Origin of the sequence: Pseudomonas entomophila (assembly GCF_018417595.1) — a bacterium.
GTDB classification, from domain to species: domain Bacteria; phylum Pseudomonadota; class Gammaproteobacteria; order Pseudomonadales; family Pseudomonadaceae; genus Aquipseudomonas; species Aquipseudomonas entomophila_C.
Genome location: NZ_CP070982.1, coordinates 4794804 through 4807226 on the forward strand (window position 1 = coordinate 4794804; position 12423 = coordinate 4807226).

9 protein-coding genes are annotated in these 12423 nt (G+C 65.9%); 4 read left to right on the forward strand and 5 right to left on the reverse strand.

Translation table 11 applies throughout. From position 1 onward, the window contains the following. Positions 1–74: 74 nt before the first annotated feature. From JYG34_RS20955 to edd, 5 genes are all read right to left on the reverse strand, one after another. Entirely contained in the window at positions 75–1292 is a 1218-nt protein-coding gene (locus JYG34_RS20955; RefSeq protein WP_213658161.1) for an AGE family epimerase/isomerase, read from the reverse strand. Between the two features lie 200 nt (positions 1293–1492). After that, a complete protein-coding gene (locus tag JYG34_RS20960; protein ID WP_249746188.1) occupies positions 1493–2947 on the reverse strand; it encodes an ATP-binding protein in 1455 nt (484 codons plus the stop codon). After that, positions 2931–3626, reverse strand: a complete 696-nt coding sequence (locus JYG34_RS20965) for a response regulator (RefSeq protein WP_434011771.1) — start codon at positions 3624–3626, stop codon at positions 2931–2933. The genes JYG34_RS20960 and JYG34_RS20965 overlap by 17 nt, the downstream gene beginning before the upstream one ends. Before the next feature lie 152 nt (positions 3627–3778). Continuing rightward, a complete protein-coding gene (locus JYG34_RS20970) occupies positions 3779–4735 on the reverse strand; it encodes a glucokinase (RefSeq protein ID WP_213658163.1) in 957 nt (318 codons plus the stop codon). Further along, positions 4732–6558: a phosphogluconate dehydratase gene (edd, locus tag JYG34_RS20975; protein WP_213658164.1), complete on the reverse strand. Its 1827-nt coding sequence runs from the start codon at positions 6556–6558 to the stop codon at positions 4732–4734. Before edd ends, JYG34_RS20970 begins: the two co-directional genes overlap by 4 nt. Before the next feature lie 266 nt (positions 6559–6824). Here edd and gap point away from each other — a divergent pair, with 266 nt between their 5' ends. The 4 genes from gap to JYG34_RS20995 all read left to right on the forward strand — a co-directional run bounded on the left by gap (position 6825) and on the right by JYG34_RS20995 (position 12330). Further along, on the forward strand, positions 6825–7826 hold the full coding sequence (gene gap / locus JYG34_RS20980; RefSeq protein ID WP_213658165.1) for a type I glyceraldehyde-3-phosphate dehydrogenase: 1002 nt from the start codon (positions 6825–6827) through the stop codon (positions 7824–7826). Positions 7827–8047: 221 nt separating this feature from the next. Beyond that, positions 8048–8560 (forward strand): RNA polymerase sigma factor, encoded by a 513-nt coding sequence (locus JYG34_RS20985; RefSeq protein ID WP_213658166.1) that lies wholly within the window; start codon positions 8048–8050, stop codon positions 8558–8560. 93 nt (positions 8561–8653) lie between these two features. Then, positions 8654–9616, forward strand: coding sequence for a FecR family protein (locus JYG34_RS20990; protein ID WP_213658167.1), 963 nt, complete (start codon positions 8654–8656; stop codon positions 9614–9616). A gap of 125 nt (positions 9617–9741) precedes the next feature. After that, entirely contained in the window at positions 9742–12330 is a 2589-nt protein-coding gene (locus JYG34_RS20995; RefSeq protein WP_213658168.1) for a TonB-dependent receptor, read from the forward strand. The last annotated feature ends 93 nt before the right edge of the window (positions 12331–12423 follow it).

Genomic DNA, 12423 nt, shown 5'->3' on the forward strand with positions numbered 1-12423 from the left:
TTGCTTTGCATCGAGTGTAAGGATCTCGCGCCCCACCTCAGGTAACGAACGGATGCGCGATTGTCATCATCTGGTTACAAAGCCAGCGCCGTGGCCAAACTAGGTGCCAACGGCAGGCGTGGCAGCAGCAGGGCCTGGTAGGCGTGATAAAGGTCCGGCTTGCCGCCCCAGATACGGGCACTGGGCCGGTTGCTCGGATCGAGTTCGTGGTGCCAACTGCCATGGGCGCGGTCGATGAAGTGTTCGCCGATGAAATCCCAGAAGCAGCGATACCAGCGCTCGTACTGCGCCTCGCCCGTGCACCGCAGCAACGCGGCGGCGGTGGCGCAGGCTTCGGCATGCACCCAGTGCAGGCGCTCGCGCACCACCGGCCGGTTGCGCCAGTCCAGGGTGTAGACCAGGCCCGGTGCGCCATCGACCTGCCAGGCATGGCGGCAGGCGCTGTCGAACAGGCCCTTGGCGGCGTTCGCCAGGCCCTTCGATACAAGCAGGTCGGCCTGCTGGCGGGCGGCTTCCAGGTGCAGGAGCAGGCGGGCCCACTCGAAGGCATGGCCGGGCGTGGTGCCATAGGGACGGAAGCCGTCGGCGGGGTTGTCGCGGTTGTAGTCCGGCAGGGCCTGCCAGTGCTGGTCGAAATGCTCGGTGACACGCAGGCCATCGATCGAGGACTGACTGAGGATGAGCCTGTCAACGATCCTCTGGGCGCGCTCCAGCCACAGCGAGTGGCCGGTCACGTCGGCCAGGGCGAGGAACGCCTCGACGCCATGCATGTTGCTGTTGGCGCCGCGGTAGGCCTCCGGCTGCTGCCAGTCGCGAGCGAAGGTTTCGCACAGGGCGCCCTCCTCCTCGCGCCAGAAACGCTGCTCGATGATTTCGATCGCAGTGTCCAGCAACGCCTGGGCGCTTCTGGCCCCGGCCACCACCGCCGAGCTGGCGGCCAGGGCGACGAAGGCATGCAGGTAAGCAGCCTTGTCGCTGCCGCGCTGGCCTTGCGGATGGGAGAACCAGCCGCCGAAGTCGGCGTCGCGCAATGGCCCTTGCAGTGCGGCGACGCCGTGCTCGACCAGCCCCAGGCAGCCTGGCACACCCTGGATATGCGCCAGGGCGAAGCTGTGGGTCATGCGCGCGGTGGTCAGCGTTTCGGCGATGGCGCAACGGGGCAGGCGCCCTTCATCGTCGAGGTTGCCGAAGCCTTCGGGCAAGCGCGAGGCCTTGGCGAAGTCGAGAAGGCGCAGGGCTTCTGTCGCAAGCCAGGCGTGATGGATCGGGGAATCGAGCCAGCGGTGGGTCATGGGACATGCCTTCCTTGTTGTTGTCAGCGGATTCTAGCCAGCCGTCCTGGCTGGCATGTCACGAAGGCCCGCCGATTTGTCACCGGATGGTGACCTGCAGGAGCGGCTTCAGCCGCGATCACCCGCAAAGCGGGTGCAAGGCACCGCGGTGCCTGCATCGCGGCTGAAGCCGCTCCTACAGGGAATTGCGCAAATCTTCCTCAATCGGCGGTACGGGGCAGGCACAAGGTTACCCGCAACCCACCCTCGCGCAGGTTCAGCAGGCTCACTTCCCCGCCATGGCTATGGGCAATATTGCGCGCGATCCCCAACCCCAGCCCATAGCCTTGTTGTTGCCCAGCCAGGCGAAAATGCGGCTCGAACACCTGCTCCAGGCGCTGCTCAGGCACCCCCGGTCCCTGGTCATCGACTTGCAGTACGAAACTCTCGGCGCTGTCGAGAATCCGCAGGTGCGCCCGCTCGCCATACTTGATGGCATTGTCGATCAGGTTCCCGATACAGCGACGCAGGGCCAGCGACTTGCCCGGATAAGGTGACAAGGCCCTGCCTTCGACGGTGATGCGACCATCGCCTACGTAGGGTTCGGCAAGCATCTCGAGCACCTGGTTGAGATCGATCGGTTCGATGTTCTCGTGGATATCGGTGTCCTTGACGCATTGCAGCGCGCCCTTGACCAGCAGTTCCAGCTCGTCCAGGTCGCGATTGAACTTGGCCTGCACCTGCTCATCCTCCAGCAACTCGACCCGCAGGCGCAGGCGCGTGATCGGCGTACGCAGGTCATGGGACACGGCGCTGAACAACTGGGCGCGCTCGGTCAGGTAACGGCTGATGCGCTCGCGCATGCTGTTGAACGCGCGCCCCACTTCGACCACCTCGCTGCCGCCACCCTCCGCCACTGGCGCCACGTCCGCGCCCAGCGACATTTCCCGCGCGGCCCGCGCCAGGCGCTTGAGCGGTCGGCTCTGCCAGTGCACCAGCAAACCGATGAACAACAGCAGCATGGCCGTGGTAAGGGCGATGAAACCGATCTGCTGGCGCGGCAGGCGTTCGGCTTCGAGGCTGGTATAGGGCTCAGGCAGCAACGAGGCGATATACAACCACTCGCCTTCGTCCAGGCGGATCTGAGTGACCAGCACCGGCGGATTGAGCGGTTCGAGCGTCAGCGAGTAATGCGCCCATGAGCGCGGCAGTTCATCGAGCTTCAGCCCGCTGTTGAAGATACGCAGGTCGTCCGGGCTGACGAAGGCCACGGAGATTTCCATCTGCTGCCCCAGGCGCTCGTGCAACACCTGCTGGAAAACGTCGATCACCGCCTGCTTGCGCGGGGTGACCGGCAACACCGGCATCTCCAGTGGCTTGACGTTGAGCGAAACGAAGAAGCGTGTGCCGCCCATGCTGCGCAACTGATCGAGGACCATGGGCCGGTAGCCCACCGGCAGCGAGCGGAAGTAGCTGACACTGGCGCTCATCGAATGGGCCAGGCTGCTGGCGCTGGCACGCAGGCCCTGCAACTGACTGGCGCGCAGCTGCGCCACCCAGATCAGGCTCGACAGCCCTTGGGCCAGCAGCACCACCAGCAACGTGAGCAGCAGCATGCGCCCCAGCAGCGAGCGTGGCAGCAGGCGCCAGCGCCGCTCGCTAGGCCGGGCAGACATGGGCCGCCAAAAGGTAGCCGCTGCCGCGCACGGTGCGGATCAATCGCGGGGGTTTCTCGGTGTCGCGCAGGCGCTGCCGCAGGCGGCTCACCGCCATGTCGACGATGCGGTCCAGGGGCATCGGCTCGCGGCCCCGGGTGGCGTTGCCGATGGTGTCGCGGTCAAGGATCTGTTGCGGGTGGTCGAGGAACAGCTTGAGCAGGGCGAAGTCGGCACCGGACAGGATCACCTCCTCGCCGTCGCGGTGGAACAGACGGTGGCTGACCATGTCCAGGCGCCAGTCGTCGAAGGCCAGCACCGCGCTGGCCGGCCCGGCCTGGCCGAACTCGGCGCGGCGCAACAAGGCTTTGATCCGTGCCTGCAATTCCCGCGGACTGAAGGGTTTGCCGAGGTAGTCGTCGGCACCCAGCTCCAGGCCGATGACCCGGTCCGCTTCGTCGGAGCTGGCGGTGAGCATGATGATCGGCACCCGAGACAGGCGCGGGTGCTGGCGCACCCAGCGGCACAGGCTGAAGCCGTCCTCGTCGGGTAGCATCACGTCGAGGATCACCAGGTCGCAGGGGCTGCTGTCCAGCGCACGGCGAAAGCCCTGGCCGTCGGCTTCGGCGTGCACCTGGAAGCCGGAGCGGGCGAGGTAGGTCTGCAGCAGTTCACGGATGTCCTGGTCGTCATCGACCATCAGGATCGATTTGCCGGCAGTGGTCACAATGGTCCTTCCTCTTGTCAGCGCAGATCTTCATGTCTGCTGTGCGGGGCCTGTGGGAGCGGGTTTACCCGCGAATGCCGTGGTTGCCTTAGCGACGCTTTCGCGGGTAAACCCGCTCCCACAACTCAGTGGTCCAGATCCTGTTGCAAGGCCACCCCCGCCCCCAGCAACCCGGAAAACTCCGCCGTTACCAGCCACACCGGCACCCCGGCGAAATACCCGCTCATGCAGCCCTTGTCGGCAAAACTCGCGGCAAAGCCACTGCCCAGGAACAGCTTGGCAAACCGCGGAATCACCCCGCCAACGATATAGACCCCACCTCGAGCCCCCAGGGTGAGCACATTGTTGCCCGCCACCCGCCCGAGGAACCGGCAGAACTGCTCGATCACCGCCAACGCCCGAGGCTCGCCGGCCAGGGCCGCGTCGGTGATCTGCGCCGGTGTCTTGTGCGTCGGCGTGGCACCCTCGAGCGCGCAGATGGCCTGGTACAAACGCACCAGCCCACCACCACTGAGCACGGTCTCGGCACTGACATGGCCGATCTGCCGGTGAATTTCCTGATGGATCGCCGCCTCGCGGGCATTGCCCACCGGCAGGTCGACATGCCCGCCCTCCCCCGGCAACGCCAACCAATGCTCGCCCAGGCGCAACAGGCTGCCCACACCCAGGCCAGTGCCGGGCCCGATCACCAGCGCCGGGCGCGACGGGTCGGCCTGGCCGGCGCAGACCTCGCGGAACTCACCGTCGCGCAGCCGGGTCATGCCCAGGGCCATGGCGGAGAAATCGTTGATCAGCAGCAGGCGCTCGACCTGCAGCGTCTGGCAGAAAGCGCTGCGGCTCAAGCGCCAATGATTGTTGGTGAAGCGGAATTCGTCGCCATCCACCGGCCCGGCCACCGCCAGGCACACCGCCGCCAGGCCGCCACGAGCGATGCCCTGGCTTAAGAGGTAGGCCTCGATGGCCTGCTCAGGGCTGGTGAAGTCGGCGGTCGCCAGCACCTGGACCGCCTGCAGCTCATTGTCCCGCCACAAGGCGAAACGTGCATTGGTACCGCCGATATCGCCGACCAGCAGGGCCTTCATTCAAGGTGCTCCAGAGCCGAAGTGAAGGCGCTCGCGCCCTTTTCGGCCGAACTGAACGCCACGCGCATGAAGCCGAACAGCTCGCGCCCGCAGCCCAGGTCGTTGCCCTTGGGCGCTTCGGGCAGTTCACGGCTGGCCAGTTCCTCGGCCGACACCATGATCCGCAGCGTGCCTTCGACACCATCGACCCGCACGATATCACCATCGCGCACCCGCGCCAGCGGGCCACCGTCGAAAGCCTCGGGGCACACATGGATGGCCGCCGGGATCTTGCCCGAGGCACCGGACATGCGCCCGTCGGTGACCAGCGCCACCTTGTAGCCCCGGTCCTGCAACACGCCGAGGAAGGGGGTGAGCTTGTGCAGTTCGGGCATGCCGTTGCAGCGTGGTCCCTGGAAGCGCACCACGGCGACGAAGTCTCGCTCCAGCTCGCCGGCCTTGAATGCATCGGCCAGGGATTGCTGGTCGTGGAACACCCTCGCCGGCGCCTCCACCACCTGGTGCTCGCGCGCCACGGCGGACACCTTCATCACGCCACGGCCCAGGTTGCCCTCCATCACCCGCAGGCCGCCTTCCGGCGAGAACGGCCGCGCCACCGGGCGCAGGATGCTCTCGTCCAGGCTATCCTTCGGCCCCTCGCGCCAGACCAGCTGGCCATCCTCGAGGAACGGCTCCTGGGTGTAGCGGCGCAGGCCATGCCCGGCCACGGTGTTGACGTCCTCGTGCAGCAGGCCCGCGTCGAGCAGTTCGCGGATGAGGAAAGCCATGCCGCCCGAGGCCTGGAAATGGTTGATGTCGGCCTTGCCGTTCGGATAGACGTGGGACAGGGTCGGCACCACTTCGGAGAGGTCCGCCATGTCCTGCCAGGTCAGCTGGATGCCAGCGGCCTGGGCGATGGCCGGAATATGCAGGGTGTGGTTGGTCGAGCCGCCGGTGGCGTGCAGGGCGACGATCGAGTTGACCAGCGCCTTCTCGTCGACGATCTGGCCGATCGGCATGAAGTTGCCGCTGGCCTTGGTCATGCGCGTGACCTGCCGCGCAGCCTCGGCGGTGAGGGCGTCGCGCAGCGGCGTGTAAGGGTTGACGAACGAGGCGCCGGGCAGGTGCAGGCCCATCACTTCCATCACCAGCTGGTTGGTGTTGGCGGTGCCGTAGAAGGTGCAGGTGCCCGGGCCGTGGTAGCTCTTCATCTCCGACTCGAGCAGTTGCTCGCGGGTGGCCTTGCCCTCGGCGTAGCGCTGGCGCACGTCGGCCTTCTCCTTGTTGGAGATCCCCGAGACCATCGGCCCACCTGGCACGAAGACGGTTGGCAAATGGCCGAAGCGCAGCGCGCCCATCATCAGGCCGGGGACGATCTTGTCGCAGATGCCCAGCATCAGCGCGGCGTCGAACATGTTGTGCGACAGGGCGATGGCGGTGGACATGGCGATCACCTCGCGGCTGGCAATGGCCAGCTCCATGCCTGGCTCACCCTGGGTGACGCCATCGCACATGGCCGGCACGCCACCGGCGAACTGGCCCACCGAGCCGATGTCGCGCAAGGCCTGCTTGATCTGTTCGGGGAAGTGTTGATACGGCTGGTGCGCCGAGAGCATGTCGTTGTACGCCGAGACGATGGCCACGTTGGCGGCGTTCATCAGACGCAGGGTCTGCTTGTCCTCACCGCCGCAACCGGCCACGCCATGGGCGAAGTTGGCGCACTGCAGGCTGGCGCGCATGGGTCCGTCACTGGCCGCGCCGCGGATCAGCTCAAGGTAGCGTTCACGGGTGCGGCGGCTGCGGGCGATCAGCCGTTCGGTGACCTCAAGGATGCGCGGGTGCATGTACTGGACTCCAGGCTAACGGTAAGGGCGGTCTCACCGGGCATTTTCCCTCCAAACGATTGCGGCCTAGGCTCTAGAGAGAGGTGCCTGGCGTGTTCGAAGAGGGGCTGACCCGACCACTCGTTGTATGTTTAAACAAAATACTGCCAGCAAAAAGGCTTGTTTTCTATCACTCGATGAATAATCTTGTAATTCCAACAACAAAACCGTTTCAGTGAAGCTACTCTTTGTGCCACAGGCTTCACCTGACTGCCAGAGGTAACGCCATGACCCTTCGCATCGCCATCAACGGCTTCGGTCGCATCGGACGCAACATCCTGCGTGCACTCTACACGCACGGCTACCGTCAGGACCTGCAGGTCGTCGCCATCAACGACCTGGGCGACAGCGCGATGAACGCCCACCTGCTCAAGTTCGACAGTGTCCACGGCACCTTCGACGCCACGGTCGAATCCGACCATGAAAGCCTCACCGTCAACGGCGACCGCATCGCCGTCAGTGCCATCCGCAACCCCGCCGAGCTGCCCTGGAAAGCCCTGGCCGTCGACGTGGTGTTCGAATGCACCGGGCTGTTCACCGAGCGCGCCAAGGCTGCCGCGCACCTGGCCGCGGGGGCCAGCAAGGTGATCGTCAGCGCGCCGGCCAAGGGCGCCGACGCCACCGTGGTGTACGGGGTCAACCACGACGTGCTGCGCGCCTCGCACCAGGTCATCTCCAACGCCTCCTGCACCACCAACTGCCTGGCGCCGATCGCCCAGGTGCTGCACCGCGAGTTCGGCATCGAGCAGGGGTTGATGACCACCATCCACGCCTACACCAACGACCAGGTGCTCACCGACGTCTACCACACCGACCCGTACCGCGCGCGCTCGGCCACCCAGTCGATGATCCCGAGCAAGACCGGCGCCGCCGAGGCCGTGGGCCTGGTGCTGCCGGAGCTGGCCGGCAAGCTGACGGGCATGGCGGTACGGGTGCCGGTGATCAACGTGTCGCTGGTCGACCTCACCGTCAACCTCAAGCGCGAGGTGACGGCCGAGGAGGTGAACCAGGTGTTCCTCGAAGCCAGCCGCCACTCCCGCGTGCTGGGCTATAACGCCCTGCCGCTGGTGTCGTGCGATTTCAACCACAACCCGCTGTCGTCGATCTTCGACGCCAACCACACCCGCGCCAATGGCCGCATGCTCAAGGTGCTGGCCTGGTACGACAACGAGTGGGGCTTCTCCAACCGCATGCTGGACAACTGCCTGGCGTTGTTCAACGCGAAGTAACCCTCGACCCCAAGGCCGCGCTGAACCTGTAGGAGCGGCTTCAGCCGCGATCACCCGCAAGGCGGGTACCAGACACCGCGATGCCTGCATCGCGGCTGAAGCCGCTCCTACAGCGCCCTGTGCGACATCCCCAGTCTTTACCTCCTCATGACATTTCCCCACTTGACCTGAAGCATGGATGATACGCATTATCATTCACCCCAAAGCGGTCAGGTTTCCCCGTGAGTCAGTCCCGGTTCAACTCAGTCTTCCTCAACCAGCGCCTCACCCTGCTGCGCACCCTGCAGCGCATGGTGGGCAACCCCAGCACCGCCGAGGATTTGCTGCAGGAAACCTACCTGCGGGTTACCCGCGCCCTGGGCGAACGTCCCATCGAGCACCTGGAACCCTTTGTCTTCCAGACCGCCCGCAACCTCGCCCTGGACCATCTGCGCGCCCGCCGGGTACAGGCCCGCACGCTGATCGACGATGTCCCCGACCAGGTCCTGCACAACGTCGCCGCCCCCGCAGGCAGCAGTGAAGATGCCGCCCATGCCGAGCAGTTGCTCAAGCACCTGAGTGTCAGCCTCGGCCAGTTGACCGAGCGCCAGCAGCGCATCTTCATCCTCAGCCGCCTGCACGGCGCCAGCTACCTGGAGATCGCCGAGCAACTGGACGTCTCGGCCAGCACGGTGCAGAAAGAACTGAAACTGATCATGGCCATCTGCATGGGCGTGGCCGACCGGCACCAGTGACAGCACCGCTCGCCAGGCCACCCGCGCAAAGCCCTTGCCATGTATCGGGTCTGCACTGATCATGCGCAAAAAAGCCCGCCGCAAGGACCCTCCGTGACCCACCAGCCCTCCCCTCGCCCGACCACCGCCGCGCCTGACGCCCGCGCCCGTGCCCGCGCAGAGGCGATGGACTGGCTGATCCGCCTGCAGTGTGCCGACGAAAGCGACACCCAGGCCTTCGAGCTGTGGCTCGGTGCCGAGCCGGAAAACGCCGAGGCTTACGTTGAGGCCGAGGCGCTGTGGAACGGCGCGCCGCTGCGCCAGGCCGCCGGCCAGTTGCACCAACAGCGCCGCCGCACCGTCGGCGGGCGCCTGCGCCGCCATTGGAAGCCCCTGGCCACCGCCGCCATGCTGCTGGTCGGGTTGTTCACTTTCGGCAACCTGCCGGTGCGCCTGCTCGCCGACCACCTGACCGTGGTCGGCGAGCGCCAGCGCCTGCAATTGGACGATGGCGCCAGGGTCTTGCTCAACACCAACTCGGCCTTCGCCAGTGATGTACGCGACGGGCGCCAGGTGGCCCGCCTGCTGCAGGGCGAGGCGTACTTCCAGGTGTCCGATGGCGGCCAGCCCGCACTGGAAGTGCAGGCCGGTCCGTTGCGCGCCAGCGTGCGCGACACCGACTTCGCCGTGCGTTATCTCGACGGCCAGGCCCAGGTACGCGTGCAACGCGGCGATGTCGACTTGCAGGCGGCCAGCGACCAGCGCATCCGCCTCAGCGCCGGCGACAGCATCAGCGTCGGCCCCGACGGCTTCGGCCAGCGCCAGCGCCCGGACCTGCGCAAGGAGCTGGCCTGGATCGAGGGGCGCCTGGTGTTCGAGAACTGCCCACTGAGCCAGGTGCTGGCCGAAGTGCGCCGCTACTACCCCGGCTGGATCATCAACCACAACGAACGCCTCGAACAGGTCGCCGTCACCGGCAACTACCGCCTCGACCAACCCCTGGAAACCCTGCGCGCCCTCGCCCATATCACCTCGGCGCAGCTGCACGAATACCCCGCGCTGGTGATTCTCAACTGACCTGAAAGTTTTTTTACGCGATCGCCCTCCCTCGCCCGTCTCGTTATAGCCAATACGATTGATTCTCGTTCCAAAACGAGAACAGCCACTGCCTATAACCCTTCGCGCGACAGGGAGCGCTTTCGATGTCCACTGGTCAAACCCGCCCGTCCTCCATTTCCCGTCGTCGGGGGCAGCTGTCGCTGCTGACCCTGGCCCTGCTCGCCAGCGGCGCCATCAGCCTGCCGACGCTGGCCGCCGAGCCGGCCCAAGCCAGTAGCCCGCGCATGGGCGACTACCGTTTCGCCATCGCCCAGCAGCCGCTGGTGTCGGCCGTCAACGCGTTCAGCCAGGTAACCGGCTGGCAGGTTGGGTTCAGCGCGGAGCTGGCCGAGGGCGTGGCGTCGCCGGGCGTACAGGGCTCGCTGGCGCCGGAGGCGGCGCTGCAACGTCTGCTGCGCGGCACCAGCCTGAGTTACCGCAAGATCGGCAACGGCAATGTGGTGCTCGAACGCCAGGCGGCCGGCAATGCCATCGCCCTGCAACAGGTAACCGTCAGTGCCACACGCAGTGCCCAGGACGTCAGCCAGGTGCCGAGCACCGTCAGTGTGCACACCCGCGAGCAGCTCGATCGGCAGAACGTCAACGACATCAAGGAACTGGTGCGCTACGAACCGGGCGTCTCGGTTGGTGGTGTCGGCCAGCGCAGCGGCCTGAACGGCTACAACATCCGCGGCATCGACGGCGAACGCATCCTCACCCAGGTCGATGGCGTGTCGATCCCCGACAGCTTCTTCTACGGCCCCTACGCCCAGACCCAACGCAACTACGTCGACCCGGAGATCGTCAAGCGCGTGGAGATCCTCCGTGGCCCAGCTTCGGTGCTGTACGGCAGCAACGCCATCGGTGGCGCGGTGAGCTACTTCACCCTCGACCCCGATGACATCATCAAACCTGGCCAGGACGTCGGCGCACGCCTGAAGACCGGCTACAGCTCCGCCGACGAAAGCTGGCTGACCTCCGCCACCGTCGCCGGTCGCCAGGGCGACTTCGACGGTTTGCTGCACCTGAGCCAGCGCAATGGCCACGAGACCGAATCCTACGGCGAGCACGGCGGCACCGGCCTGGACCGCAGCGAAGCCAACCCCGAGGACGTGCGCACCACCAACGTACTGGCCAAGCTCGGCTGGAACTACGCCGACGACGCGCGCCTGGGTTTCACCTATGAGCACTACAAGGATGACCGTGACCAGAACATCCTCAGCGCTGTGGGCGGCCCGTTCATTCCGGGCCGTGGTGCCTCGAACATGTACCGCATGCGCCAGGGCAACGATACCGTCACCCGCGAGCGCTTCGGCATCAACCACGAATTCGGCCTCGACAGCCTGGTCGCCGACCACGTGAAGTGGAGCCTGAACTACCAGATCGCCAAGACCGACCAGCGCACCGACGAGCTGTACTTCGCCAGCGGCCGCCAGGTGTTCCGCGACCGCCAGACCACCTACAAGGACCGCCAGTGGGTGTTCGACGGCCAGTTCGACAAGGCCTTCAGCATCGGTGCCACCGAGCACCTGCTGACCTACGGCACCACCCTCAAGCATGAGAAGGTCACCGGTTCGCGCAGCGGCACCGGCACCTGCCTGAACGTGGGTGGCAGCTGCCGTGGCATCGGCCAGAACAGCCCGAGCGATGGCCAGGTGCTGGTCAGCGACTTCCCGGACCCGACCGTGAACACCTACAGCCTGTTCGCCCAGGATGAAATCCGCTGGAACAACTGGACCTTCCTGCCGGGTGCGCGCTATGACTACACCCGCATGGAGCCGAAGATGACCGCCGAGTTCCTGCGCGGTATCCAGGGCACCGGCGCGGCGCCGGGCAGCATCGACGACTCGGACAAGAAGTGGCACCGCGTCTCGCCCAAGTTCGGCGTCACCTATGCCTTCAACGACAACTACACCTGGTACGGCCAGTACGCCGAAGGCTTCCGCACCCCGACCGCCAAGGCCATGTACGGACGCTTCGACAACCCGACCCTCGGCTACAGCGTCGAGCCCAACCCGAACCTGGAACCGGAGAAGAGCAAGAGCTACGAGACCGGCCTACGCGGCAACTTCGAGGCCGGCAACTTCGACGTGGCGGTGTTCTACAACAAGTACCGCGACTTCATCAACGAGGACGCCGTGCAGTCGGCCAACCTCGGTTCGACCTTCCAGGCCAACAACATCAAGCACGCCACCATCAAGGGCGCCGAGTTCAAGGGGCGCCTGAACCTCGACCACTTCGGCGCCGCGCAAGGCCTGTACACCCAGGGTTCGCTGGCCTACGCCCGTGGCCGCAACGACGATACCGGCCAGCCGCTGAACAGCGTCAACCCGCTGACTGCGGTGCTGGGCCTGGGCTATGAGCAGCAGAATTACGGCGGGTTGGTCAGTTGGACCCTGGTCAAGCGCAAGGACCGTGTCGACGACACCACTTTCTTCGCCCCCGATGGCGCCAGCAAGCAGTTCCGCACCCCGGGCTACGGCGTGCTGGACCTGACCGGCTACTACAAGGTGACCGACGACATCACCGTCAATGCCGGGCTGTACAACCTGACCGACAAGAAGTACTGGCAATGGGATGACGTGCGTGGCTACGACGCGCTGGGCGAAGCAGGCGTGACCCAACCGGCCAACCTCGATCGCCTGACCATGCCGGGGCGCAACTTCGCCATCAACCTGGTGTGGGATATCTGATGGGCTGAAATCGTCGGCTGCATCGCGGTTGTAGGAGCGGCTTCGGCCGCGATGCAGGCACCACATACGTGACACCCGCTTCGTGGGTGATCG